This window comes from Streptomyces sp. NPDC058534 (genome assembly GCF_042717365.1).
In the GTDB taxonomy this organism is placed as follows: domain Bacteria; phylum Actinomycetota; class Actinomycetes; order Streptomycetales; family Streptomycetaceae; genus Streptomyces.
Genome location: NZ_JBHXNW010000028.1, coordinates 70677 through 96061, shown reverse-complemented (window position 1 = coordinate 96061; position 25385 = coordinate 70677). Strand labels below are relative to the sequence as shown.

25 protein-coding genes and 2 pseudogenes are annotated in these 25385 nt (G+C 71.8%); 7 read left to right on the top strand and 20 right to left on the bottom strand.

Annotation, left to right across the window (positions count from 1 at the left end; genetic code table 11):
- Positions 1-118 precede the first annotated feature (118 nt).
- From ACFWR9_RS19125 to ACFWR9_RS19110, 4 genes and pseudogenes are all read right to left on the bottom strand, one after another.
- On the bottom strand, positions 119-805 hold the full coding sequence (locus ACFWR9_RS19125) for a class F sortase (RefSeq protein WP_383843295.1): 687 nt from the start codon (positions 803-805) through the stop codon (positions 119-121).
- 12 nt (positions 806-817) lie between these two features.
- The gene (locus tag ACFWR9_RS19120; RefSeq protein WP_383843292.1) at positions 818-1594 is read right to left on the bottom strand and encodes a hypothetical protein; all 777 of its coding nucleotides are present in this window, start codon (positions 1592-1594) and stop codon (positions 818-820) included.
- Positions 1591-1866, bottom strand: coding sequence for a hypothetical protein (locus ACFWR9_RS19115; protein WP_383843289.1), 276 nt, complete (start codon positions 1864-1866; stop codon positions 1591-1593). The genes ACFWR9_RS19120 and ACFWR9_RS19115 overlap by 4 nt, the downstream gene beginning before the upstream one ends.
- A gap of 17 nt (positions 1867-1883) precedes the next feature.
- Positions 1884-2135: pseudogene (locus ACFWR9_RS19110) on the bottom strand (DUF4394 domain-containing protein); the annotation flags it as partial.
- A 170-nt stretch (positions 2136-2305) separates the two neighbouring features.
- Between ACFWR9_RS19110 and ACFWR9_RS19105 the strand changes: the two are divergent.
- Positions 2306-2488: a hypothetical protein gene (locus ACFWR9_RS19105; protein ID WP_383843313.1), complete on the top strand. Its 183-nt coding sequence runs from the start codon at positions 2306-2308 to the stop codon at positions 2486-2488.
- A gap of 71 nt (positions 2489-2559) precedes the next feature.
- On the opposite strand, the gene lysA is transcribed toward ACFWR9_RS19105, so the two are convergent.
- The 11 genes and pseudogenes from lysA to ACFWR9_RS19050 form a co-directional block, all read right to left on the bottom strand.
- Complete coding sequence (gene lysA / locus ACFWR9_RS19100) at positions 2560-3894, bottom strand: diaminopimelate decarboxylase (protein WP_383843286.1); 1335 nt, start codon at positions 3892-3894, stop codon at positions 2560-2562.
- A gap of 15 nt (positions 3895-3909) precedes the next feature.
- Positions 3910-4257, bottom strand: a complete 348-nt coding sequence (locus ACFWR9_RS19095) for an SAV_915 family protein (RefSeq protein WP_383843283.1) — start codon at positions 4255-4257, stop codon at positions 3910-3912.
- Between the two features lie 442 nt (positions 4258-4699).
- The gene (locus ACFWR9_RS19090) at positions 4700-4843 is read right to left on the bottom strand and encodes a hypothetical protein (RefSeq protein WP_383843280.1); all 144 of its coding nucleotides are present in this window, start codon (positions 4841-4843) and stop codon (positions 4700-4702) included.
- A gap of 4 nt (positions 4844-4847) precedes the next feature.
- Complete coding sequence (locus tag ACFWR9_RS19085; RefSeq protein WP_383843277.1) at positions 4848-5531, bottom strand: response regulator; 684 nt, start codon at positions 5529-5531, stop codon at positions 4848-4850.
- 122 nt (positions 5532-5653) lie between these two features.
- On the bottom strand, positions 5654-6322 hold the full coding sequence (locus tag ACFWR9_RS19080) for a potassium-transporting ATPase subunit C (protein WP_383843274.1): 669 nt from the start codon (positions 6320-6322) through the stop codon (positions 5654-5656).
- Positions 6323-6327: 5 nt separating this feature from the next.
- The gene (gene kdpB / locus ACFWR9_RS19075; protein ID WP_383843310.1) at positions 6328-8427 is read right to left on the bottom strand and encodes a potassium-transporting ATPase subunit KdpB; all 2100 of its coding nucleotides are present in this window, start codon (positions 8425-8427) and stop codon (positions 6328-6330) included.
- 107 nt (positions 8428-8534) lie between these two features.
- On the bottom strand, positions 8535-10199 hold the full coding sequence (gene kdpA / locus ACFWR9_RS19070) for a potassium-transporting ATPase subunit KdpA (protein WP_383843271.1): 1665 nt from the start codon (positions 10197-10199) through the stop codon (positions 8535-8537).
- 7 nt (positions 10200-10206) lie between these two features.
- Entirely contained in the window at positions 10207-10296 is a 90-nt protein-coding gene (gene kdpF, locus ACFWR9_RS19065) for a K(+)-transporting ATPase subunit F (RefSeq protein WP_037922167.1), read from the bottom strand.
- Between the two features lie 344 nt (positions 10297-10640).
- Positions 10641-11126: pseudogene (locus tag ACFWR9_RS19060) on the bottom strand (GtrA family protein); the annotation flags it as partial.
- Positions 11127-11336: 210 nt separating this feature from the next.
- Complete coding sequence (locus ACFWR9_RS19055; protein WP_383843267.1) at positions 11337-12125, bottom strand: ABC transporter permease; 789 nt, start codon at positions 12123-12125, stop codon at positions 11337-11339.
- Positions 12122-13114: an ATP-binding cassette domain-containing protein gene (locus ACFWR9_RS19050; protein WP_383843307.1), complete on the bottom strand. Its 993-nt coding sequence runs from the start codon at positions 13112-13114 to the stop codon at positions 12122-12124. Before ACFWR9_RS19050 ends, ACFWR9_RS19055 begins: the two co-directional genes overlap by 4 nt.
- Before the next feature lie 324 nt (positions 13115-13438).
- On the opposite strand from ACFWR9_RS19050, the gene ACFWR9_RS19045 reads away from it, so the two are divergent.
- Together ACFWR9_RS19045 and ACFWR9_RS19040 are read left to right on the top strand one after the other, a co-directional pair.
- Entirely contained in the window at positions 13439-13846 is a 408-nt protein-coding gene (locus ACFWR9_RS19045) for a YciI family protein (protein WP_383843263.1), read from the top strand.
- Positions 13847-13854: 8 nt separating this feature from the next.
- On the top strand, positions 13855-15006 hold the full coding sequence (locus ACFWR9_RS19040) for an RNA polymerase sigma factor (protein WP_383843304.1): 1152 nt from the start codon (positions 13855-13857) through the stop codon (positions 15004-15006).
- A 182-nt stretch (positions 15007-15188) separates the two neighbouring features.
- Here the strand turns inward: ACFWR9_RS19040 and ACFWR9_RS19035 are convergent, their stop codons facing one another.
- Positions 15189-16301, bottom strand: coding sequence for a PP2C family protein-serine/threonine phosphatase (locus ACFWR9_RS19035; RefSeq protein WP_383843260.1), 1113 nt, complete (start codon positions 16299-16301; stop codon positions 15189-15191).
- A gap of 154 nt (positions 16302-16455) precedes the next feature.
- Complete coding sequence (locus ACFWR9_RS19030; RefSeq protein WP_383843257.1) at positions 16456-17667, bottom strand: MFS transporter; 1212 nt, start codon at positions 17665-17667, stop codon at positions 16456-16458.
- Positions 17668-17925: 258 nt separating this feature from the next.
- On the opposite strand from ACFWR9_RS19030, the gene ACFWR9_RS19025 reads away from it, so the two are divergent.
- From ACFWR9_RS19025 to ACFWR9_RS19015, 3 genes are all read left to right on the top strand, one after another.
- Complete coding sequence (locus ACFWR9_RS19025; RefSeq protein WP_383843254.1) at positions 17926-19005, top strand: ArsR family transcriptional regulator; 1080 nt, start codon at positions 17926-17928, stop codon at positions 19003-19005.
- A gap of 9 nt (positions 19006-19014) precedes the next feature.
- Positions 19015-19536, top strand: coding sequence for a glutathione peroxidase (locus ACFWR9_RS19020; protein ID WP_383843251.1), 522 nt, complete (start codon positions 19015-19017; stop codon positions 19534-19536).
- Between the two features lie 90 nt (positions 19537-19626).
- The gene (locus tag ACFWR9_RS19015) at positions 19627-20505 is read left to right on the top strand and encodes a MerR family transcriptional regulator (protein ID WP_383843248.1); all 879 of its coding nucleotides are present in this window, start codon (positions 19627-19629) and stop codon (positions 20503-20505) included.
- A gap of 101 nt (positions 20506-20606) precedes the next feature.
- Here the strand turns inward: ACFWR9_RS19015 and ACFWR9_RS19010 are convergent, their stop codons facing one another.
- The 3 genes from ACFWR9_RS19010 to ACFWR9_RS19000 all read right to left on the bottom strand — a co-directional run bounded on the left by ACFWR9_RS19010 (position 20607) and on the right by ACFWR9_RS19000 (position 22902).
- Positions 20607-20798, bottom strand: a complete 192-nt coding sequence (locus tag ACFWR9_RS19010; protein WP_383843245.1) for a DUF397 domain-containing protein — start codon at positions 20796-20798, stop codon at positions 20607-20609.
- A gap of 174 nt (positions 20799-20972) precedes the next feature.
- Positions 20973-21830, bottom strand: a complete 858-nt coding sequence (locus ACFWR9_RS19005; protein WP_383843242.1) for a helix-turn-helix domain-containing protein — start codon at positions 21828-21830, stop codon at positions 20973-20975.
- Positions 21831-22143: 313 nt separating this feature from the next.
- Positions 22144-22902, bottom strand: a complete 759-nt coding sequence (locus tag ACFWR9_RS19000; protein WP_383843239.1) for a GPP34 family phosphoprotein — start codon at positions 22900-22902, stop codon at positions 22144-22146.
- 144 nt (positions 22903-23046) lie between these two features.
- On the opposite strand from ACFWR9_RS19000, the gene ACFWR9_RS18995 reads away from it, so the two are divergent.
- A complete protein-coding gene (locus tag ACFWR9_RS18995; protein WP_383843236.1) occupies positions 23047-25371 on the top strand; it encodes a D-alanyl-D-alanine carboxypeptidase in 2325 nt (774 codons plus the stop codon).
- Positions 25372-25385 lie beyond the last annotated feature (14 nt).

Genomic DNA, 25385 nt, shown 5'->3' with positions numbered 1-25385 from the left:
GCAGCAGGCGCACCTGCTGGTTCAGTACCCGCACCTCCGCGTCCAGTCGCCGCACCCGCTCCTGTGCCAGTGTCAGTTCGCCCTCGATGCCCAGAATCGAGATTCTGGCGGCGCCTTTTTATTCGCTGTGGGTGAGCGTGGCGTACACGACGATGTTGTCGGCGTACCGGCGTTCGGCGGCGGAATAGTCACCGGCGCAGGTGATGAGCCGGAGGCCGGCGTGGTCCAGGTCGCGGTAGACCTCGACGGTGGGGAACGCGTCCTTCGCGTACTGCTCGACCCGGTCCACGGTGAAGGTCGCGGTCCGTCCGTCCTCCCGGTCGACGGTGACGGTGTCTCCGGGGGCGAGTTCGCCGAGGCGGTAGAAGACCGATCGGTCGCCGTCCCAGGTGACGTGCCCGGCGATGACGGCGGGGCCGCGCTGGCCCGGTGCGGGTCCGGGCGTGTACCAGCCGGCCAGGTCGGGGTCGCGCGGGGTCTGCATCGCGCCGTCGCGGTCGCGCCCGAGTTCCTCCAGCGCGGAGGAGACGCCGATGGCGGGGACGCTCACCTTGGTGGGGGCGGACCGGGGCAGGGACGCGGCGGGCCGGCCGTCAGCGGCGTCGTGCCGGTGCCCCTTCGCCCGGGGGGTGTTGGTGGCGTGGGCCTCCGGCCCGGTCGGGGTGGTGACCGACGGGGCCGGAGGTGCTGTGCGGGACTCCTCGGCGCCGCGCCACAGGCCCGCGGCGAGGGCGACGGCGGAGAGCACCGCGATCCCCGCGCAGACCACGAGCAGCAGGCGCCGCCGGGAAGGCCGTTGATTCACGGGGCGGCCCGGTCAGCGCTCACTGGTGCGGCGCCACACGACCACCGCTCCGACGGCGGCAGCCATCAGGCCGGCTCCACCGAGGGCCATCATCTGCCCGTTGTCGCCACCGTCGGTCGAGGCGGTGCCGGTCTCGACTCCACCCTCGGGCATCTCGCCGATGGAGGCTCCCTTCACCATGCCGCAGCTGGCGGGGGCGGTGGCTTCCAGGGGGAGCTTGGGGTCGAGTTCGCTCTTGCCCGCGTCCGCGTCGTACTTCCCGTTGTCGTTGGCGTCGATGCCGTGCTGGACGATGTGCAGGTCCTTGAAGTGGTCGGCGACGGCCTGCGAGACGCTGATGGTGCGCTCGTAGGACAGCTTGCCGTCCTTGTCCGCGGTGGGCATCCGGTCGACCGCGAGGCCGCTGTCCTTGTTCGTGTCCCCGCTGGTGGTGAGCGAGATGTTGATGTCGCCGTAGGAAGGCAGCCCTTCCACGGTGGAGACGATCTTGTCGCCGTTCTTGTCGGCGCTCGCGTCGGGACAGTGGAAGTCCATGCCCTTGGTCGAGCCGTGGATGTGCTGTGCGTGCGGCGCTCCGGGTACCAGGCCCTCGGCCTGGATCTTCACCGTGAGTCGGGTGCCTTCCAGGCTGACCATGGCGGTGCCGCTCGCGCCCGAGTCGTTCAGCTGCTCGAGGTTGATCTGGTAGGCCTGGCTGTCCGCGGCCAGGGCGGGGGTCGCGGCGGAGAGGGCCACGGCTGCGGGCAGTGCGGTGAGTGCGGCTATCCGTGCGATGCGTCGGTTCCTCACGCGGTTACTTCCTTCCTCACGGCGCGCCCGGGGGTGGACGGCTGTTGGAGGTAATCCGAAGCGAGGCAGGCGACCGGATTGGTCACGGGTCGATCCCGGCCGTGTTCTTGCCGCGTTCCTTGCGCGCGACTCGCGGCGATCCCCCGGGGCGGCTCGTCACCGACCGATGTGACCACTGGCCCGGGCCCGCGGCACGTCACCGACGCCGCGAGGATGCGGTACTTCTTCGGGAACGCGCCCTTGTCCATGGCCTTGCCGTTGAGCAGGTTCACCTCGTACAGCCGGTCGGCGTGTAGGCGGCGCCCGTGACCCCCTTGGCCCTGGACGGCGGCATGGTGGGATTGGTCAGCCTGCCGTCGACGGTGGTGGTGCGCGGGGCGGCGGGGTCGTCGATGTGGTGCCGCAGGTTCTGCCCGGTGCAGGAGATGACCCGCAGCCGGTTGTAGATGCCGCCCTTGTCACCGACGCCGTACAGCTTCGCGTTCCGCACGCGGAAGTCGATCCCGACGAGCTTGGTGTCCCCGCGCAGCCCGGTGTGCTGGACCGGCCGCCTTCTCCGGGCATGTGCCAGTCATGGCAGGGCACACGGAGGGAGCACGCTACACAACCTCCACCCGTCGGGCGTGGTGCTCCGGTACCGCACTCGGTTCGAGTATCGAGGCTGACGAACAAGCGACGCTACGGACCTTCCGTCAGGAGGCCCAGGGCCTCGTGGAGACTCGACAGATCGGATTCGCAATGATTGTCATTGGGCTCATTCTGCTCATCATCGGCCTGCTCGTCGGCGTATCGCTGCTGACCACGGTTGGCGGAGTGCTCATCGTGGTCGGTGCGGTCCTCTGGATTCTCGGGGCGACCGGACGGGCGGTCGGCGGCCGAAAGCACTACTTCTGAGCGGCTGAACGAGTCGCGTAAATGCCCCAAGGGGGCCGGGGTGATCCCCCGGCCCCCGTCGGCGTACGTCGTCACAGCCCCACGTCGCGTCCCCTGATGTCCTCCAACGACTCCCGCCGGACCAGGAGCCGGGCGTGGCCGTCGTATACCGCGGCGACCGGTGGGCGGCCGACGAGGTTGTAGGTCGAGGCCATGGAGAGGTGGTACGCGCCGGCGACGGGTACGGCGAGCAGGTCGCCGGGGTGTACGTCGCCGGGGAGTTCCACGTCGGCGGCGAGCACGTCGCCCGCCTCGCAGTGGCGGCCCACCACGGTCACCCGGGCCGGGGCGGCCGTGCTGTGGCGGCCTGCGAGGAGGGGGGCGTAGCGGACGCCGTACAGGGCCGGGCGGGGGTTGTCGCTCATGCCGCCGTCCACGGCGACGAAGACCTTGTCGCCGGTGTGTTTGACGGCCAGGACGCGGTAGAGGGCGACGCCCGCGGGGCCTGCGATGGCCCGGCCCGGTTCGATGATCAGGCGGGGGACGGGGACGCCGGCCGTGGCGCACGCGTCGGACAGTTCCGCGCGGACCCGGCGGGCCAGGGCCGTCAGGTCCAGGGCCTGTTCACCGGGGCGGTACGCGATGCCGTGGCCGCCTCCGAGGTCGAGTTCGGGCAGGACCAGGCCGTGCTGCTCGTGCAGACGCATCATCAGGCCGACCATGCGGCGTACGGCGACGAGGTACGGCTTGACGCTGGTGATCTGGGAGCCCAGATGGCAGTGCAGGCCCGTGAGCCGCAGCTGCGGCTGGTCGAGTATCCGGGCGATGGCGTGCTGCGCGTAGCCGTCGGAGATCGACAGGCCGAACTTCTGGTCGTCCGTGCCGGTCCGGATCTTCTCGTGGCCGCCCGCGCCGATGCCGGGTATCACGCGGACCATCACCTTCTGGTGGCCGTCCGGGCCCACGGCGGCGGCCAGCCGCGCGATCTCCGACGGCGAGTCGATGACGATGCGGCCCACGCCGAGGCGCAGGGCGGCGTCGAGGTCGCGCGGGGACTTGGCGTTGCCGTGCAGGACGATGCGCTCGGGCGGGAAGCCGGTGGTGACGGCGAGTTCCAGTTCGCCGGCGGAGCAGACGTCCAGGCCGAGGCCCTCCTCGTCCATCCAGTGGGCCATGGCCCGGCACAGGAACGCCTTGGCGGCGTAGTGGATCTCGGCGTCGGGGAAGGCGTGCCGGTAGGTGCGGCAGCGTTCGCGGACCTCGGCCTCGTCGAGGACGTAGACCGGGGTGCCGAAGCGGTCGGCGAGCTGCGTGAGGGGGACGCCGCCCACGGAGAGGTCGCCGTGCGCGAAGTCGGTGGTGGACGCGGGCCAGACCGAGAGGTCGGCGCGGGCGGCGCGGGCCGCGGGTACGTGGACGGTGGTCATGCTGGGCAACCCCTCTCAGCCGGCCCGCAGTGCGGGGACGGGCGGCCGTACGGCGAACGCGGCGCCGGCCGGCGCGGCTGCCGGGGCGGCGAACTGCGGGTCGAGCGTGACGGTGGTGACGCCGAGCGGCGCGGTCAGCGCGCGCAACGCGGGCTCGGCGAGGCGGATCCACGCCTGGCCGGGGCCGAGGGTGGCGGCGAGCGTGCGCTCGGAGGTGAAAGCGACGGCCGTGCGGCGGCCCAGCGGTGTGCGGAAGAGCCGGGTCGTGCATCCGGAGGGGCCCGGCCGGACCGGGACGTACAGGGGTCCGGCCGGGAATCGTTCGGAGGGCTCGGGGTCCTCGCCGTACAGGGGTTGTGCCATGGGGTCCTCCCGGAGTCTGCGCCGAGCGCGGGGGGGGTGAGGTGGGGGGCGGGTGGTCTGGGCCCCGGGCGCGGGGAGGCGGGCCGGGGCTCTTCATCGACGCTATGCCCGGTGGCCCCGCGTCCGGCGCGATCCCTGACGGGACGCTGACGGTGACCCGGGCGATGTTGACGGGATGCTGACGCAGTCGGCGGGGCAGGAGCGTACTGGCAGTTCGGTTGTCAGTGCCTGCGTCTATGGTTCCAAGTGCGCGGCCGGCTTCCGGGGGTTCCAGCTCTGGAGGGAATGGTTGCATCCCCGACCTGTCTGGGGGCGGCCCGGAGATTCGTCCGGGGTCTAACCGACGGTCGGGCTTCGTTGATGGCCAAGCGATGACCTGCCAGCGCCGGCCGCGCACGGCCCCTGCCGAACGGGCCTGACCGTCCGGGAGCTCAGCGCCCCCTCAGGGCCGGTAGACCAACTCGACGAGCAGCGCCGCGATCAGCGTCCAGGCGCCGATCCCGAGCAGCCAGAACGCGTCGGTGAGGAGGCCGACGGCGAACATGGCCGCCGCGGCGAGCAGGAGCACGTAGAAGATCCGCTTCATTTGCTCACCCCTCGAAGCGGTAGCCCATCCCGGCCTCGGTGACGAGGTAGCGGGGGTGGGACGGGTCGGTCTCGAGTTTTCGGCGCAGTTGGGCCATGTAGACCCGCAGGTAGTTGGTCTTGTTGCCGCGTGCCTCGCCCCAGACCTCGCGCAGCAGGTGCTTCTGGCTGATGAGGCGGCCGGGGTGGGTGACCAGGATCTCCAGCAGGTGCCATTCCGTCGGGGTGAGGCGGATGTCGCGGCCGGACCTGCGGACCTTCTTCGCGGTCAGGTCGACGGTGAAGTCGTCCGTGGTGACCAGCGTCGCCGCGGCGGCGTCGGGTTCCGTCTCGGTACGGCGGACGGCGGCGCGCAGGCGGGCCAGGAGTTCGTCCATGCTGAAGGGCTTGGTGATGTAGTCGTCGGCGCCCGCGTCGAGGGCGGCGACCTTCTCGCCGGAGGCCCTGCGGGCCGAGAGCACCAGGATCGGTATACGGGTCCAGCCGCGCAGTGTCCTGATGATGTGGACGCCGTCCATGTCCGGGAGTCCGAGGTCGAGGACGACGACGTCGGGCCGACGGGCCTGGGCCAGGCGCAGGGCGGTGGTGCCGTCGGGTGCCGCGTCGACGCCGTAGCGGCGGGCCCGCATGTTGAGGACGAGTGCGCGGACGAGCTGGGGGTCGTCCTCCACGACCAGCACCCGGGTCATCGGTGTGCGCCTTTCCTGTCGTGCGCGGGGGCGGAGCCGGGCGCTGGGGTTCGGTGCATGGGGAGCCGGCGGCCCGGGGAAGGTTCCGGGCGGCCGGCTCCGTCGGCGTACGGGTAAGGGCATCAGCGGTCGGCCGCGAGTTCCTTGAGGGCGATGTTGAGTTCGAGCACGTTCACCCGGGGCTCGCCCATGAAGCCGAGGGTGCGGCCCTCGGTGTGCTCGGCGACCAGCTTCCGCACCCGGCCGGGGGGCAGGCCGTTCTTCTCGGCGACGCGGTGGACCTGGAGGTCGGCGTATTTCGGGGAGATGGCCGGGTCGAGGCCGGAGCCGGAGGAGGTGACGGCGTCCGCGGGCACGTCCGAGGGCCTGACGGGGTGACCGGGCACGGAGTTGTCCTTGACGACGGCGGCCTTGGCCTCCTTGACCCACTGGACGAGTTCGGCGTTGTCGGCGGAGCGGTTGGTGGCTCCGGACAGGATGAGCTGGTACTGGGTGTTGACGCTGTTGCTGCCGAGGCCGTTCTGCGGGCGGCCCTGGAACCACTTGAGGTCGGGCTCCGGGGTCTCCTGGCCCTTCTTCAGGGGGAGGTTGTAGGCCTGCCCGATCAGCGAGGAGCCGACGACCTTGCCGTCCGCCTCGATCTCGGAGCCGTTCGCCTTGCCGGGGAAGAGTCCCTGGGCGATGCCGGTGACGGCCAGCGGGTAGATGACGCCGGTGACCACGGTCAGCACGAGCAGGGCGCGCAGGCCCGCCCCGAGCATCCGGGCGGTGTTCGATACGGAGTTGTTCATGGCGGTCAGCCGATTCCGGGGATGAGGGAGATGAGCAGGTCGATGGCCTTGATGCCGACGAAGGGGGCGATCAGCCCGCCCAGGCCGTAGACGGCGAGGTTGCGGCGGAGCAGCTTGTCCGCGCTGACCGGCCGATAGCGCACGCCCTTGAGGGCGAGCGGCACCAGCGCGACGATGACCAGCGCGTTGAAGATCACCGCGGAGAGGATCGCGGAGTCCGGCGAGGACAGCCGCATGATGTTGAGCTTGTCGAGGCCCGGGTAGACGGCCGCGAACAGCGCCGGGATGATCGCGAAGTACTTGGCGACGTCGTTGGCGATGGAGAACGTCGTCAGGGCGCCGCGGGTGATGAGGAGTTGCTTGCCGATCTCGACGATCTCGATGAGCTTGGTCGGGTTGGAGTCGAGGTCGACCATGTTGCCGGCCTCCTTGGCGGCCGACGTACCCGTGTTCATCGCGACGCCTACGTCGGCCTGCGCGAGCGCGGGCGCGTCGTTGGTGCCGTCGCCGGTCATCGCGACCAGCTTTCCGCCGGCCTGCTCCCGCTTGATCAGGGCCATCTTGTCCTCGGGGGTGGCCTCCGCGAGGAAGTCGTCGACGCCTGCCTCTTCGGCGATCGCCTTGGCCGTCAGCGGGTTGTCGCCGGTGATCATGACGGTCTTGATGCCCATGCGCCGCAGTTCCTCGAACCGCTCCCGCATGCCCTGCTTGACCACGTCCTTGAGGTGGATCACCCCGAGGACGCGGGCGCCGTCGCCGTCCTCCACGGCGACCAGCAGCGGGGTCCCGCCCGCCCCGGAGATGCGGTCGGCGGCGGCGTCGGCGCCCTCGGCCACCGTGCCGCCGCGCTCCCGGACCCAGGCGGTGACGGAACCGGCCGCGCCCTTGCGGACCTTGCGGCCGTCGACGTCCACGCCCGACATCCGGGTCTGGGCGGTGAACTCGATCCACTCGGCGCCCACCAGCTCGCCCCGGTCCCGCTCGCGCAGCCCGTACCTCTCCTTGGCCAGGACGACGACGGAGCGGCCCTCGGGCGTCTCGTCGGCCAGCGAGGAGAGCTGCGCGGCGTCCGCCAGCCGGGCCTCGGTGGCGCCGCCGACCGGCACGAACTCGGCGGCCTGCCGGTTGCCGAGCGTGATGGTGCCGGTCTTGTCCAGCAGCAGCGTGGAGACGTCGCCGGCCGCCTCGACCGCGCGGCCGGACATCGCGAGTACGTTGCGCTGCACGAGCCGGTCCATGCCCGCGATGCCGATCGCGGAGAGCAGGGCGCCGATGGTGGTCGGGATGAGGCAGACCAGCAGCGCCACCAGCACGACCATCGTCAGGTCGGTGCCCGCGTAGTTCGCGAGGGGCGGCAGGGTGGCGCAGGCCAGCAGGAAGACGACGGTCAGCGAGGCCAGCAGGATGTTCAGCGCGACCTCGTTCGGCGTCTTCTGCCGGGCCGCGCCCTCCACCAGGTTGATCATCCGGTCGATGAAGGTCTCCCCCGGCTTCGTCGTGATCCTGACGACGATCCGGTCGGAGAGCACCTTGGTGCCGCCGGTGACCGCGGACCGGTCACCGCCGGACTCGCGGATGACGGGCGCGGACTCGCCGGTGATCGCCGACTCGTCGACGGAGGCGACGCCCTCGGCGACATCGCCGTCACCGGGGATGATGTCGCCGGCCTCGCAGACCACGAGGTCGCCGATCCTCAGCTCGGTGCCCGGCACTTGTTCCTCGCGCCCGTCCAACAGGCGGCGGGCGACGGTGTCGGTCTTGGCCTTGCGCAGGGTGTCGGCCTGCGCCTTGCCGCGGCCCTCGGCGACGGCCTCCGCGAGGTTGGCGAAGATCACGGTCAGCCAGAGCCAGGCGCTGATGGTCCAGCCGAACCAGTCGCCGGGGTCCGTGAAGGAGAACGCCGTGGTCAGGACGGAGCCGACGAGGACGACGAACATGACGGGCGACTTCACCATCACGCGCGGGTCCAGCTTGCGGAAGGCGTCGGGCAGCGACCTGCCGAGCTGCCCGGGGTCGAAGAGGCCCGCGCCGACGCGGCCTTCCTCCGGTTTGTGCCCGGTGGGCGCGTCGCCGTGCGGCGCCCTGGTCGGGGTGGCTGTGGACATGGCGTCCTCGTGCTTCTGGGGGTCGGTCTTCTGGGTGGTGCCGGTCTTCTGGGTGTCGGGCGTCTGGATACAGGACGTCTGGATGTCGGTCGTCTGCGCGTCGGTGGTCATGCCGCCAGCCCTTCGGCGAGCGGGCCCAGCGCGAGGGCCGGGAAGTAGGTCAGACCGGTGATGATCAGGATGGCGCCGACGAGCAGGCCGGTGAACAGCGGCTTCTCGGTGCGCAGGGTGCCGACGGAGGCGGGCACGGGCTTCTGCTGGGCGAGGGATCCGGCGAGCGCCAGGACGAACACCATCGGCAGGAAGCGGCCGAGCAGCATGGCGAGGCCGAGGGTGGTGTTGAACCACTGCGTGTCGGCGTTCAGGCCGGCGAAGGCGGAGCCGTTGTTGTTCGAGGCCGACGTGTAGGCGTAGAGGATCTCGGAGAACCCGTGCGCCCCGCTGTTGGTCATCGAGTTGCCCGGGGTGGGCAGGGCCATGGCCGCGGCGGTGAAGACCAGGACCAGGGCGGGCGTGATGAGGATGTAGCAGGCCGCGAACTTGATCTCGCGGGTGCCGATCTTCTTGCCCAGGTACTCGGGGGTGCGGCCGACCATCAGACCGGCGATGAACACCGCGATGACCGCCATGATCAGCATGCCGTACAGGCCCGAGCCGGTGCCGCCGGGCGCGATCTCGCCCAGCATCATGCCGAGCATGGTGATGCCGCCGCCCAGTCCGGTGAACGAGGAGTGGAAGGAGTCCACCGCGCCCGTGGAGGTGAGGGTGGTCGCCACCGCGAAGATCGACGAGCCGCCCACGCCGAAGCGCAGCTCCTTGCCCTCCATCGACGCGCCCGCGAGGTCCAGGGCCGGTCCGTTGTGGGCGAACTCGGTCCACATCATCAGGGCGGTGAAACCGAACCAGATGGCGCCCATCGTGCCGAGGATCGCGTAGCCCTGGCGGACCGAGCCCACCATGAGGCCGAAGGTCCGGGTCAGGGCGAACGGGATGAGCAGGATGAGGAAGATCTCGAACAGGTTCGAGAAGGGCGTCGGGTTCTCGAAGGGGTGGGCGGAGTTGGCGTTGAAGTAGCCGCCGCCGTTGGTGCCCAGCTCCTTGATGGCCTCCTGGGAGGCGACCGCGCCGCCGTTCCACTGCTGCGGGTCCCCCAGGAACTGACCGACCTCGTGGATGCCGGAGAAGTTCTGGATGGCTCCGCAGGCGACCAGGACGACGGCGGCGACCGCGGCGATCGGCACCAGGACGCGGACGACACCGCGCACCAGGTCGGACCAGAAGTTGCCCAGCTCACCCGAGCGGGAACGGGCGAAGCCGCGCACCAAGGCGACGGCCACGGCCATGCCGACGGCGGCGGAGACGAAGTTCTGCACGGCGAGGCCGGCGGTCTGCACGACGTGGCCCATGGCCTGTTCGCCGTAGTACGACTGCCAGTTGGTGTTGGTCACGAAGGACACGGCGGTGTTGAACGCCTGGTCCGGGTCGATGGCGGCGAAGCCGAGGGAGCCGGGGAGCACGCCCTGGAGCCGCTGGAGCAGGTACAGGAAGAGGACGCCGGCTAGGGAGAAGGCGAGCACGCCGCGCAGGTACGCGGGCCAGCGCATCTCCCGGTCCGGATCGGCACCGATGCCCTTGTAGATCCACTTCTCGACGCGCCAGTGCTGGTCGGAGGAGTAGACCCTGGCCATGTGGTTGCCGAGGGGTATGTAGGCGAGCGCCAGCGCGGCGATGAGCGCGAGCAGCTGGAGGACGCCGGCGAGGACGGGGCTCATGTGGTGCTCAGAACCTCTCCGGGTGGATCAGGGCGAGGACGAGGTAACCCAGGAGGGCGACGGCCACGATCAGGCCGACGATGTTCTCGGCGGTCACAGCTTCGTCACCCCCTTGGCGACGAGAGCCACGAGCGCGAACACCGCGATCGTGGTGACGACGAAGGCCACGTCGGCCATCGCAACTCCTCATGAGGTTCGGGCAGGCAACTGACAAGTCGAGGAAAGCTCCTTCTTGGCCGGATTCGGCCACCGTTGATGGCTTCCATACGTCGACCCGAACGCCTTTGACGCTTCCCTGACGGGGTGCCTGCCGTCAGCGGCACGGGAAGCCGCGACGACGCGCCCGTGCCGGGTCACGGCGGGCCCCGCGACGCTCGTCGGCAACCCGCACCTGTGGTACCGGCCGGCCGAGGGCGCCCGGCGCTCCGTGGCCGCGGACTGCGTGGCCGCGGACTGCGTGGGCGCGGACTGCGTGGCCGCGGGCTGCGTGCGGTTCCGTGCGAAGACGACGAGCCGCAGCACGGCGAAGCGCGCGACGCCGGCGAGCGCGGAGGCGGACAGGTAGACGACCTGCTCCAGCACCGCGCCGGGCGCCGCCACCAGCTGGTGCAGGGCGAGCATCGCCGCGCAGGTCGCCGCGTACGCGGCCGCCGCCGATCCGGCGGACTGCGTGTGCTGGCGCCAGGTCGCGCGCCCGCCGGCGCCGAAGGTGAAGCGGGCGTGCAGCTCGGTGGCGAGGAGCGTCGAGACCACGGTGATCACGGCGTTGGCCAGGGCCCAGGGCAGCCAGGCGGCGAAGGCCGCCACGGCGACGCTGGAGGCCAGTCCCACCCCGCCGCCGCAGAGGACGAAGCGGGCGAAGGCGGTGAGGGCGCCGGGCGCCTTCTGCTGCCGGCTGCGCGCGCTCGGCGCGGTCACCTTCTCCATGGTTCGGCCCCCCTGTAGATTCCCTGCGTCTCGATGGCACCACTATGGCACACACATGATGCCATTGCGAGCCTTTATGGCGCCAGGCGGTGTCAGTTGGCATCAGCAGGCGTCAGCGGGCGTCAGTCATGTCGCCAAAGAGGCGGCGCACTCCGACTCGGTGTCGGGGTGCGCCGCCCTGGGACGGTGGAGCGGGGAGCCGCTCCGGTACTACCTCGGGTCGCGGTCGAAGACCGACTTGGACCAGAAGTAGCCGAGCACGGTGAGAGCCACGCACCAGACGAGGGCCAGCCACCCGTTGTGCCCGATCTCGGTGCCGAGCAGCAGGCCGCGCAGGGTCTCGATGGCCGGGGTGAAGGGCTGGTACTCGGCGATCGGCTGGAACCAGCCCGGCATCGCGTCGATCGGCACGAAGGTGCTGGAGATGAGCGGGAGGAAGATCAGCGGCAGGGCGTTGTTGCTGGCGGCCTCGACGTTGGGGCTGATCAGGCCCATGCCGACGGCGATCCAGGTGAGCGCCATGGCGAAGACCACGAGCAGTCCGAACGCGGCCAGCCACTCCAGGGCCGTGGCGTCGGTGGAGCGGAAGCCGATCGCGAGGGCGACGACGCCGACGAAGACGACGCTGAGGATGGACTGGAGCACGCTGCCGACGACGTGCCCGACGAGGACCGAGCCGCGGTGGATCGCCATGGTGCGGAAGCGGGCGATGATGCCCTCGGTCATGTCGTTGGAGACGGAGACGGCCGTACCGATCGTGGTGCTGCCGATGGTCATCAGGATCAGCCCGGGGACGAGGTAGGCGACGTAGGCGTCGCGGTCCGCGCCGCCGCCCATGCCCGCGCTCATCGTGTCGCCGAAGATGTAGACGAAGAGCAGGAGCAGCATGACCGGGGTGAGCAGCAGGTTCAGGGTGAGGGACGGGTAGCGGCGGGCGTGCAGCAGGTTCCGCCGGAGCATGGTGGACGAGTCGCGCAGCGTGAGGGCGAGGGTGCTCATCGGACGGTCTCCTTGGACTGGTCGGCCTGGGCGGGGACGGTGGTGGAGCCGGTGAGGGCGAAGAAGACGTCGTCGAGGTCGGGGGTGTGCACGGTCAGTTCGTCGGCCTCGATACCGGCGGCGTCGAGCCGGTCCAGGACGGTGCGCAGTTCGCGCTGGCTGCCGTCGTTGGGGATCTGGAGGGTGAGGGCCTCGTCGTCGCGGGCGACGTCGGCGAGGGCGGCGGTGGCGTCGCGGTAGGCGGCGGGGTCGGTGAAGCGGAGGCGGACGTGGCCGCCCGGGACGATGCGCTTGAGCTCTTCGGCGCTGCCCTCGGCGGCGATCCGGCCGTCGTTGAGGACGGCGATGCGGTCGGCGAGTTCGTCGGCCTCCTCCAGGTACTGGGTGGTGAGGAAGACGGTGGTGCCGCCGTTGACGAGTTCGCGGATGATCCGCCACATGTTGTGCCGGGAACGGGGGTCGAGGCCGGTGGTGGGCTCGTCGAGGAAGATGATGCGCGGGTTGCCCACCAGGGTCATGGCGATGTCCAGGCGACGCTTCATGCCGCCGGAGTAGGTGGAGGCGGGCTTCTTCGCGGCCTCGACGAGGTCGAAGCGCTCCAGCAGTTCGGCGGCGACCCGCCGCCCCTCGGCCTTGGACAGGTGGTTCAGGTCCGCCATCAGGAGCATGTTCTCCTCGCCGGTGATCAGCCCGTCCACGGCGGAGAACTGGCCGGTGACGCCGATCGCGGCGCGCACGGCCTGCGGGTCGGTGCCGAGGTCGTGGCCGCCGACCTGGGCCTGGCCGCCGTCGGTGGTGATCAGGGTGGACAGGATCTTGACGGCGGTGGTCTTGCCCGCCCCGTTCGGCCCGAGCAGCGCGAACACGGACCCGGCCGGGATGCGCAGGTCGATGCCGTCCAGGACGACCTTGTCACCGAAGGACTTGCGCAGGCCGACGGCGGAGATCGCGGCCGGCGCGGGACCGGCACCCTGGCCGGATGTGGGCATGACAGTTGAAGGCATGGGGCCCTCCCGTTCGGAGGCTGGAGTGAATGGGGACGAGAAGTGCGGTGGGTTCCGACGTACCGCTGAAGTCGATGACGTCATCATGGCACCATTGTGGCGCCACACGCAAGGGGGTTCATGGCGCCAACTGGCACCACGCGACGCCAGTAAGCGCCAGACGTGCGACACCGCAGGTCAGAGCACCGGCCGAGCCCTCGGAAATTTCCCTGAAGAATTCCGTACGGCGATGTCGAGAACCCGGGTCCCGCTCCGTCCCCGGGGTGAACGCGGCCACAATGGACCGCACCAGCACCGAGGAGACGCACCATGGCCAAGTACCTGCTGCTCAAGCACTACCGAGGCGCCCCGGCTGCCGTGAACGACGTGCCGATGGACCGGTGGACGCCCCAGGAGATCTCGGCGCACGTGCAGTACATGCGGGACTTCGCCGACCGTCTGGAGAAGACCGGCGAGTTCGTCGACGGTCAGGCGCTCGCCCCCGAGGGCACGTTCGTCCGGTACGACGGTGAGGGGCGCCCTCCGGTCACGGACGGGCCGTTCGCCGAGACCAAGGACCTGATCGCCGGCTGGATGATCATCGACGTCGACAGCTACGAGCGCGCCGTCGAGCTGGCCGGTGAGCTGTCGGCCGCCCCCGGCGCGGGCGGGAAGCCGATCCACGAGTGGCTGGAGCTGCGCCCGTTCCTGGTCGAGCCGCCCACCGTCACGGAGTGATGCGGGAGATGGACGAGGTCCTGCTGAGGAGCCTCACGCCGAGCGTGCTCGGTGTCCTCGTCCGCCGCGGAGCCGACTTCGCGGCGGCCGAGGACGCGGTCCAGGACGCCCTGGTGGAGGCGGTCCGCGCCTGGCCGGCCGATCCGCCGCGGGACCCGAAGGGCTGGCTGGTCGCGGTGGCCTGGCGACGGTTCCTCGACGCGACCCGGTCGGACACCGCCCGCCGCAGGCGTGAGGACCGGGTGGACGAGGAACCGGCGCCCGGCCCGGCCCGCGCGGTGGACGACACGCTCCAGCTCTACTTCCTGTGCGCCCACCCGTCGTTGACGCCGTCGTCGGCGGTCGCGCTCACCCTGCGCGCCGTCGGCGGGCTCACCACCCGTCAGATCGCCCACGCCTACCTGGTGCCGGAGGCGACGATGGCGCAGCGCGTCAGCCGCGCCAAACGCACCGTCTCCGGCGTGCGGTTCGACCGGCCCGGCGACGTGGCGACCGTACTGCGGGTGCTCTACCTGGTGTTCAACGAGGGCTACTCGGGCGACGTCGACCTGGCCGCCGAGGCCATCCGGCTCACCCGGCAGCTCGCGGCCGCCGTCGACCATCCCGAGGTGGCGGGGCTGCTGGCGCTGATGCTGCTCCACCACGCGCGCCGCGCCGCGCGGACCGCGTCCGACGGCAGCCTGGTGCCGCTCGCCGAGCAGGACCGCGGCCGGTGGGACACCGCGTCGATCGCTGAGGGCGTGGCGATCCTCCAGGGGGCGCTGGCCCGCGACCGGTTGGGCGAGTTCCAGGCCCAGGCGGCCGTCGCCGCCCTGCACGCCGACGCGCCCACCGCCGAGGAGACGGACTGGGTGCAGATCGTGGAGTGGTACGACGAGCTGGCCCGCCTGACCGACAGCCCGGTGGTCCGGCTCAACCGCGCGGTGGCCGTCGGGGAGGCCGACGGGCCGCGGGCGGGTCTGGCGGCGCTCGCGGCGGTGGACGCCTCGCTGCCCCGGCACACCGCGGTGGCCGCGTACCTGCACGAGCGGGACGGCGACCTGGCGACGGCGGCCCGGCTGTACGCCGAGGCGGCCCACAAGGCCGGCAACCTCGCCGAGCGCGACCACCTGACGCGCCGTGCGGCCCGGCTCAACGCCCTTCTGCCTCCGGCGGGTTAGCGTCGGGCGCCCGGCCCGCCGGGATGCCGCAGGACGCAGAAACACCGACACGCGCCGATCGGCCCGGCTCAACGGTCATCGCCACCGCGAACATCATCGCGGCCAGGGCCAGCGACTGGGAGGCGGCGCGACCGGCACCGAGCGTGTTCGGGTCCCGCTCCGTGTGCGTTCCGCTCACCCGGTCAGTCTGCGCCCGGCCCGTCGGGGGCGCATCCGGAGCCTTCGTGGCCCTGGGCGTGGCCCTGGTACCGCAGCAGCAGCATCGCCGCGTCGTCGTGGTGCGGCCCCGCCGCGTGCCGCACGAGGTCTTCGCGCAGGGCGTCCAGGGCGCGGTGGACGTCGGGGTCGTCGAGGAGGCGGGCGCGCTCGGCGAGCGGGTAGAAGCCGCCCCGGTCGTCCCGGGCCTCCGTGACGCCGTCGGTGTAGAGGAGCAGTTGGTCGCCGGGGCCGAAGGGCACCGGGAAGGGGTCCGGGCCGGGGCCGCCGTGTGCGGCCAGGCCCAGCGGGAGGGCGTAGGCGGGCGGCTGGGGGAAGTCGGCGGTGCCGTCGCCGCGGACGACCATCGGCGCCGGGTGGCCGTAGTTGAGGAGGACGACCCGGTGGTCGTCGCCGATCTCGGCGAGGATCGCGGTCACGAACTTCTCGTCGTCCAACTCGCGGGCGACGCTGCGTTCCAGCCGCTCGCCGAGCTTGACCAGGTCCTTCTCGTCGTACGCCGCCTCCCGGAAGGCGCCGAGGACGCGGGCCGCGGTCTCCACCGCGTCCAGGCCCTTGCCCTGCACGTCGCCGACGATCACGCGGACGCCGTGCGGCGAGGCGACCACCTCGTACAGGTCGCCGCCGATCCGGGCCTCGGCGAGCGCCGAGGTGTACGAGACGGCCGCCTGCAGCGGGCCCGCGGTCAGCGGTACCGGGCGCAGCAGGACCCGTTGGGCGACCTCCGCGATCGAGCGGACGCTGGCCAGCTCCGCCTCCCGGCGCGAGCGCATCACGGCCGCCGCGATGCCGACGCCGGTCACACCGGCGACCGATGCCATGGCGGTGTAGCCGCGGGGGCGGTCGAAGAGCCCGTTGTACAGGCCGAGACCCAGGCACAGCAGCAGTGCGACCAGCCCGATCACCGCCGTACGCCGCCAGCCGCCGACCAGCCCCGCGAACGCCGGTCCCAGCGACACCAGCGGCAGGAACCCCACCCCGGGCCCGGCGGTGACGTCCACGACGGCGACCACGGCCATGGCCGCGACGGGCATCCAGGACAGCGCCGCGGAAGCGGACGGCGACATCTTCACGATCATGGCTACTCCGGTGGCACGGCGCTCGAGAGCCGCCCTCTCCCTGTCCTCAGGCGCCCCTACCCAGTCTTTAGACTATGCAAGGGTCCGGCCGCGCAGGAGCTTCCCGGCGGTCCTTAACCCAATCGAGGCCGAGTGGCACCCCGGGCGTGGCTCCTCACGCCGCCCGGACAAGCCTGGGCAGCAGTCCCCCGTCGGCCGCGTCGCGCCGGCTCGCGACCGTCAGCGTGAGCGTCACCGCGAGCGAGCCCGCCGCCATCACGGTCATCGCCGTCGCCGGCGAAGTGAACTGGGCGACGGTGCCGGCCAGGGTCGCGGAGACGCCCTGCATGGTGAGCATCCCGGCGGAGTGCAGTCCGAGTACGTGCCCGGAGAGTTCGTCGGGGGTCAGCGCGACCAGGCGCTCCTGCTGCACCAGGCTCGCGCCGAAGCCCACGGAGGCCAGCGCGACCAGTACGGCCGTCAGCGGCAGCGGCGGGCGCAGGAACAGAGCCAGGTACGGCGCGGCCAGCAGCACCAGCAGCGGGATGCCGAACCGCGGACGGAGCCGGGCCGGGAGCAGCCGGCCGACCGTCACGTCCCCCGCCAGCATGCCCAGCGCGGCGCAGGCGAACAGCGTGCCCGCCGCGCGGGGGTCGTAGGAGACGTAGAGCGACTCGCAGCCGACGACGAGGCCGTTGGGGATCCACAGGGCCAGCAGCACGTGGCGGCGCGGACGGGCGGACCAGAGCAGGGCGTTGGCGCGCCAGGTGGCGCGCACGGAGGGGCGGCCGGTGGCGCGCGGCGGACGGCGGGTCAGCCGCAGCGCGAGGGCCGCCGCCGTGGCGTACAGACCGGCCGCGAGCAGCAGGCACAGGCGCGGTGACAGCAGGGTCACCAGGACGCCGCCGGCCGCGTATCCGGCGATCTGCATGACGCCGCTCATCATGTTGAACAACGAACGCCCCGTCAGGTAGCCGTCCTTGGCCAGGATCTCGGTCAGCAGGCCCCAGCGGACGCCGCCGCCGAGGGAGGCGATCAGTCCCTCGACGAGGACGATGGCGAGCATCGCCCAGACGGGCAGGCCGGGCAGCGCGAGGGCGGCGGTGGCGGCGGCGAAGGCGAGCGAGAGCGCCGCCAGCGTGGTGCGCGGGGCGAGCCGGTCGGCGCCGGAGAGGAAGAGGGTGGCGCCCAGCACCTGGGCCAGCGCCGGGCCGAACATGCTCACCGCGGACAGCAGCGGCGACCCCGTCGCCCGGAACACCAGCGTGCCGAGCGCCAGTCCGCTCACCGTCTGGGCGGCGATGTTGGCCGAGGAGGAGAGGAAGAGTGGGCTGAACTCCGGGGTGCGGAAGAGGTCCGCGTAGCTCTTGCGGCGGGTGTCTGGCATGCGGGGAGTCTGGGGCGCCGCCGGGACGGCTCGGTATTGTTTCGCGTGGACGCGAAAGGTACGGCAGGAAGCGTCCGGGGCCGTGCGGCGCGGTGGGCCGGACGCGAGGCGCGGCCCGAGAGGCCGGAAGCGGCCGCCCCCGGGAGCGGACCCGGAGCGGACCCGGGAGCCCCGGACACCGGACGGGCAGCCGGCGCCGGACGCAAGGCAGGCCCCCGGGCCCGAGGGGGCCGACGCCATGGACGGGGAGGGGAGCCCATGGGCTGGTGGCAGATCAACGCCGACACGCTCGCGCGCAGCCGTTTCGTCGTCTCGCCGCTGGCCGAGACCTTCGCGTGCCTGAAGCTGCTGCACGCCGGGGTGGCCGCGCACCCGGGCGAACGGGCCTGGCTCGACGCCCGGCTGCCCGCGCACCGGCGCCGGCTCGCGGACGATCCCGTGACGGCGCTGCTGGTCCGTTCGGGCCTCGGCCGGGAGTGGATCGCCGACTTCCTCACCCCCACCCCGCGCGAGGGCGAGACCTTCGAGGAGGGCGTCGCGCGCGTCCGGGCGACCCGCCCCGACGAGGCACGCGCCGACCTGGCCGTGTCCCTCGGGGGCACGCTCCCCGCCGCCCTGGACCGGGACGACCTGCCCGAGCGCGCCGCCGCGCTGCTGGAGCACGTCTGGACCGAGGCGGTACGGCCCGACTGGGAGCGGCGCCGTCGCGTCCTGGAGGCGGATGTCATCGCGCGGACCGCGCGGGTCAGCCGGGGCGGCTGGGCGGCGGTGCTTGACGCGCTGCGGCCCGGCACCCGCTGGCTCGGCGACAGCCGCCTCCAGATCAACCTGAACCCGTACCCGCCGCGCGACCTGTCCGGGGCCGAGCTGGTCCTCGTGCCCGTCACCCCGCAGCGGCAGGGCTGGGTGGCGTGGGAGGAACCGGAGCGGTACGCGGTCGTCTACCCGTGCGCCGGCGCCCTCGCGGACGACGGTGCGCGGGTGGTGCCCGCGGCGCTCGGCGCGCTGCTCGGTCCGGCCCGCGCGGGCGTGCTGGTCCTGCTGGGCTCCCCGATGAGCACCAGCCAGCTGGTGGGGGTGACCGGGCAGGGCCTCGGGTCGGTCGGCCGGCACCTGCGGGTGCTGCTGGACGCCGGACTGGTGGAGCGGCGGCGGGCGAGCCGGTCGGTGCTGTACTCGCGGACGGCGGCCGGGGAGGTGCTGGTCGAGGCGGGGGCCGGGAAGGCGCCCGTCGAAACGGCGGCCGGGACGGTGCCCGCCGAAACGCCAGCCGGGAAAGCGCCCGTCGAGGCCGGGGCCGGGGAGGCGGGCGAGGGGTGTGACGCCCGTCGCGGCTAGCATCCGCTCATGACGACCTCAGAGAACGCGCACAGCAGCGAAAGCCTCCCCCTCGGCGTCGGGATCGACGCCCTCCAGGGCGGGTCCGCCGGCCTCTCCCAGTACGCGGGCCGGGTCGTACTGGTGGTCAACGTGGCCTCCAAGTGCGGGCTCACCCCGCAGTACGCCGGCCTGGAGCGGCTGCACGAGCGGTACGCGGAGCAGGGCTTCACGGTGCTGGGCGTGCCCTGCAACCAGTTCATGGGCCAGGAGCCCGGCGGCTCCGACGAGATCGCCGAGTTCTGCTCGGCGACGTACGGCGTCACCTTCCCGATGACCGAGAAGGTGGAGGTCAACGGGGAGGGCCGGCACCCGCTGTACGACCGGCTGACCGGCTTCGCCGACGCCGAGGGGCACAGCGGGGACATCCGCTGGAACTTCGAGAAGTTCCTGATCGGGCGGGACGGCAAGGTCGCCGCCCGGTTCGCGCCGCAGACCGAGCCGGAGGCGGCCGAGGTCGTGGCGGCGGTGGAGGCCCGGCTGGCCGGCTGAGCGGACGGACCGGAACAACCCCGGGGGCCGGTTGACCTTCCCCCTGGGTCAGGCCCGAGCGTTCTCGTCGCCGGGCGGACCAGCCGTCCGGTGACGGAGGATGACGACGTGGACGACGCGCGCGACGACGGGTTGCTGACCATCGGGGCGTTCGCCGCGAGGGCCCGGCTGTCGGCCAAGGCCCTCAGGCTGTACGACCGGATGGGCCTGCTGGTGCCCGCCCGGGTGGACGAGGCCACCGGCTACCGCTACTACCGCGCCGGCCAGGCGGAACGCGCCCGGCTGGTGGCGCTGCTGCGCCAGTTGGACATGCCGCTCGCGCAGGTCGCGGAGGTGGTCCACGCGGACGGGCCCCGGGCCGCCGCTCTGCTCGACGCCTACTGGGCGGGAGTGGAGGCCCGGGTGGCCGGGCAGCGCACGCTCACCGAACACCTCCGTGGACGACTGTCGGGGAGGAGCTCCGAGATGTACGCGAGGTTCGAGGTCGAGACGGTGGACGTGCCCGAGCAGGTGGTGATCAGCGAGACCCGGCACACGCTGGCGGCGGAACTGCCGGCGTGGATCGGCGCCTCGCTGGGGCGACTGGAGGAGGCGGCCCGCGGCTGCGGGGGTGTGACGGCGGCGCCGTACGTCGTCTACCACGCCGAGGTGTCGATGGAGAGCGACGGCCCGGCGGAGTCGTGCGTGCCGGTGGCCGACGAGGCGGCGGCCGGGGCGTGGTGCGAGGAGCGCGGACGGGCCTGGCGGACGCGGGTGCGGGTGGAGCCGGCCGGGCGGCTGGCCTACACCCGGATCACCAAGGCGCAGGTGGCGCATCCGCAGATCCTGACCGCGTTCGAGGCGGTGGAGGCATGGATCGCCGATCAGGGGCTGACGGTGGCGGGGCCGTGCCGCGAGGTGTACTTCGCCGACTGGGACGCGGCGGGTCCCGAGGACCCGGTGTGCGACATCGCGTTCCCGGTGAGGTGAGGTGAGGTGAGACAGAGCCCTCTCGGCAAGGTCGGCGAACTGGTCGAGAGGGCTCCGCCGTCGGTACTGCCGGGCGGTGCGTGGGGTTGTTCCTCGGAGTGTTACTCCTTGACCGAGCCCACGAACGCGTTCCACGCGTCGGCGGGGAAGGCGAGGACCGGGCCCTCCTGGACCTTGGAGTCACGGACGGCGAGTGCCGCCACGAGGGGTGACCTGACCTCGACGCACGCGCCGTTCCCCCCGGAGTAGGAGGACTTGGTCCACGATTCCTGGGCGCCCTGAAGAATTGCCATGTCTGCTCCGATGGTGAGTCGCTGAGCGTGGTTCACGCCAATGACGCTTGATCTTTGGCGTGATCGACGCTACTCGCTGGCCTCGCCGTACGGAGCAGCCATTCACCCGACCGGATGGCATATTCAGTTGAGCCTTCCAGTACCGCCAGCCAGGGGTGTAACATCCGCCCCTCCTCAGCGCGCGTACTCCTTCGCCACGTCCTCGATGAGCTGCCGCGACTGCTCCACGTTGAGGGCCTGGGCCCGCAGATGCTCGTACATCACCGTGTACTTCTGCACGTCCGGCGCCTTCTCCAGGTACAGGTCGCTGGTCACGCCCTCGATGTACACCACGCTGGAGTCGGCCGCGTCGGCGAACTCCAGGATCGAGTACTGCCCGTTGATGCCGGGGTGCGCCCCGACGTCGAACGGCAGCACCTGCACGGTGATGTGCGGCAGCTGCGACATCTCGGCGACGTGCTCCAACTGCTCCCGCATCACCTGCTTGCCGCCCACCACGCGGCGCAGGCCGGCCTCGTCGAGCACCACCCACAGCCGCAGCGGGTTGTTGTCGGCGGAGATGCGTTCCTGGCGCCGTATGCGGACCTGCACCCGTTTCTCGACGTCGGCGACCGACGTCTCGGGCAGGGCGCCCTGGATGAGCGCCTCGGCGTACGCCCGGGTCTGCAACAGGCCGGTGATGATCTGCGGTTCGTAGGTCCGCAGCGACTCCGCGTCGGTCTCCAGGCCGATGTAGACGCTGTACGGGATGTCCCCGAAGGCGTGCCACCAGCCCTGCTGGCGCGAGTCCTTGGCCATCTGCATCAGCGAGTCGACGATCCGCTGGTCCTCGACCTCGTAGACCCCGCACAGGTCGCGGACGTCGCGCTGGCTGATGCTGCGCCGGCCGTTCTCCAGGCGGCTGATCTTCGACTGCGAGACCAGCAGCCGCTCCGCCACCTCCTCGGCCGTCATGCCCTTGAGCTCACGGAGCCGGCGCAGCTCCTGGCCCAGCCGACGCCGCCTTACGGTGGGATTGACACTCGACGCCACGGGACGTGCACCTCCGGCTGCGTGACTCATACTTGCCACTTTGCGTATCTGCTGCTGAGCAGACTGCCACCAAGGTGGTTTCTACCGCTGGCAAACGGTCTATATGCGCCGCGTACACGCCAGTTCGGGACGCCACCCGTACACATGGCCGTGCGGGGCGGCGGGCCGTGCCGCCGTCCGGGCATGCCGGACGTACGGTCGGTCCCGCCGCCCCGCGCGGACCTGCGGCTCCTGTGACCGGGCTTGGGGACTGGCGGTGCGGCGGTGCGGTACTGCGTGTGCGTCACGGCGGTGCGGTGCGGCCCGGTGCGGCTCAGTGGGCCACCGCACGCGCCATGGATCCGTGGCGTGGTTGCGCCGGAACACCGCGGGCGGGTTCCGGGGCCGGCCTGGCACCCGGTCCGGCGGCCTGACGGCCGGCCGGGGCCGGTGCGCGGCGTGGCTGGGCCCCCGCGCCGTTCTGGACGTCCATCACCGCGTGCGCCACCAGGCCGCCCATGGGGTCGTGCCTGATGAGGTCCCGCAGGCGGGACCGCGACGAGCGTCCTTCGTTGCCCGGATAGAGGTGCTTGCCGAGACCGACCGCGTGGGCCAGCGCGGCGAGCGCCGCGGTCCGCGGGTCCGGCGGAACGCCGGTGCGGATCGCCGAGTCGAGGCGGGCCTTGATCTCCCTGCTGATCGCCGTGTCGGTCGCCTGGTAGCGAGTCGTCGGCAGCACCCCGCACATCTGGCCCTCAACGGCATGCACCATGCCGCATCGCTCCAGATGCGAGAGGTAGGTCTGGCGCAGCCCCAGGCGGGGCCCGCCAATCCAGTTGACCGCCCGTACGGGAGCGCCACGCCTTCGCAGCAACTCCAACGCGCAGTCCAGTGTTGGATCTCCTGTCGGCCGTGGTGCCACCACGGCGATACGATCCCCGTCTGGGGCTATCCGTCCGGCCAGCGCCAGCTCCACCAGCTGTGCTCCGGCCAGACCGAGGTCGAGCGACTGCGGCTGCGCAGTGGTACCCGTGGTCGGGTCCAGTGCCAGCAGCAGAAGCTCCTCCGGAATTGTTCTGCGGCTCCTGCCCATCCATGCCTCCCCGCGTGGATGAGAGACAGGGTGACCCCTCTCACATTGGTCTGTCGAGGGTGCGTGACCGGTTCGTAGTGGAACCAGTAGGTATGTCGTTCTCGTCTTCCGCGTGGGTTCCCCCCGTACACAGGACACTGGTAAATGGTTTCGGTACGGGATCGGCAGCGCGCACAGTACGTGCGGCGCATGGAGGAGGCATCGGTGGCGGGCGAGTCCCCCGACAGGTCGAAGCAGCGCGAGTCGTCGGAAGAACCGACGTCGGGGAGCGCGGGTCCGGTTCCCGAAGCCAGGACCGAGGCGAGCAAGGCGCGTGATCCGCGGCTGGCGGTGACGCGGGAGGACGCGAAGTCCTCGGCGTCCGCCGGGTCCGACGGCTCCGAGGGCCCCCGCGGGGGCGTCGACACGGCGACGCGGGTGCTGTCGGTCCGCGAGACGGAGGCGGAGGAGTCGGCCGTGGAGGCGGAGTCCGCCGACGAGGCCGACGAGGCCGACGAGGCCGACGAGGCCGACGAGGCCGACGCCCCCGACGTGCCCGAGGAAGCGGATACGCCGGAAGAGTCCGAGAAGTCGGATACGTCCGGCACGTCGGAGGAAGAACACGACGCCGGGGACACCACCCCCAGCGACGGGCGTCTGCGGGACGCCGTCGCGGCCTGGGTGGCGACCGCGGACGAGCGGGCCGCCGCCAACGCGCGCCTGGACTCCCAGGAGCCCACAGAGGCCACAGAGGACGCCGAGGAGGCCGAGGACGCCGCGAAGGGCACCGAGGACGACGGCGACCCCGACGACGCCCCCTCGGACGCCGGCGCGGACACGGACACGGACCCCGAGCCGGATGCGGAGCCGGATTCGGACGATGAGCGCCCGGTCGACCAGCCCACCGCCGTGTTCCAGACGCAGCGACCCGCCAATCCCGCCGTCGACCAGCCCACGACGATGCTGAAGCTGGGCGACAAGAGCGACAAGAGCGACAAACCCGGCGAAGTCGAGCGGACCAGCAAGTTCGTGGCGCTGCGCCACCTGGACGAGCCGTCGACGCGCAGGCCGCCGGAGCCCCCGGAGCCCCCGAAGGCACCGAAGGCCCCGTCCGAGCCCCCCAAGGCGCCGCAGGCCCCCCGTACCGCCGCCACCGCCGCCGTACCGCAGGTCGGGCCCGAGCGGACGACACAGCAGCCGCTGCCGCCGAAGCCGCCGCTGGACCTGCTGGCGGAGCTGACGAACACCCCGCCGCCCCCGGAGACCCCGCTGCGGACGACGGTGCGCCGGGTCAAGATCTGGACGCCGCTGGTCGTCCTGCTGCTGATCGTCTTCGCGGTGGCGCAGTCGATGCGCCCGCTGCCCGCACCCACCCTGGACCTCACGGCCAAGGACAGCTTCACGTTCGAGGGCGGCAAGCCGGACATCCCCTGGCCGTCCAGCGGGCAGGCCGCGCTCGACGTGCAGGGCATCGGCACGTTCGGCTCGTCCGGCGACCAGAAGCCCGTACCGATCGCGAGCGTGGCCAAGGTCATGACCGCGTACGTCATCCTGCGCGACCACCCGCTCAAGAGCGGCGCCGAAGGGCCGGACATCAAGATCGACCAGGCCGCGGAGGACCAGTCGCAGGCGGGCCAGGAGTCGACGGTCAACGTGTTCGAGGGCGACTCGATCTCGCAGCGTGAGGCGCTGGAGAGCATTCTGATCGCGTCCGCGAACAACGTGGCGCGGCTGCTCGCCCGCTGGGACGCGGGGTCCGAGAAGGCGTTCGTGGAGAAGATGAACGCCGCCGCGAAGGACCTCGGCATGACCAACACCACGTACACCGACCCGTCGGGCCTGAACAACACCACCGTGAGCACCGCCGTGGACCAGGTGAAGCTGGCCAAGGCGGCGATGACGGAGCCCGCGTTCCGCGAGGTCGCGGCGATGATGTCCTACGACGACTACAAGGGCGTGAACCACTCCAACTGGAACCACCTGGTCGGCCACAACGACGTCGTCGGCATCAAGACCGGCACCACCACCTCCGCGCTCGGCAACCTCGTCTTCGCGGCGAAGAAGGACGTCGACGGCGAGACCCGGACCATCGTCGGAGCCGTGGTGCGCCAGCCGGCGGGCGGCGCGGACAACACCATCCTCGGTGCCGCGCTGGACTCCAGCGACAAGCTGATCCGGGCCGCGCAGGACACCCTGGAGTCGTCGACGATCGTGAAGAAGGGCAGCGTCGTCGGGTACGTCGACGACGGTCTCGGCGGCCGTACGCCGGTCGTCGCCACGCAGGACGTCAAGGCGGTCGGCTGGGCCGGGCTGACCGTGAAACTGACGTTCAAGGCGGACGAGGTGCCGCACACGGCGAAGGCCGGGACGAAGGTCGGCACCCTCGCGGTCGGCGACGGCGGCAGCAGCGGCGCGGTGAAGGTGCCGGTCGCTCTGCAGGACGACCTCGCCGAGCCCGGCTTCACGGACAAGCTCACCCGCGTGGGCTGACGTCGGGCCCGACC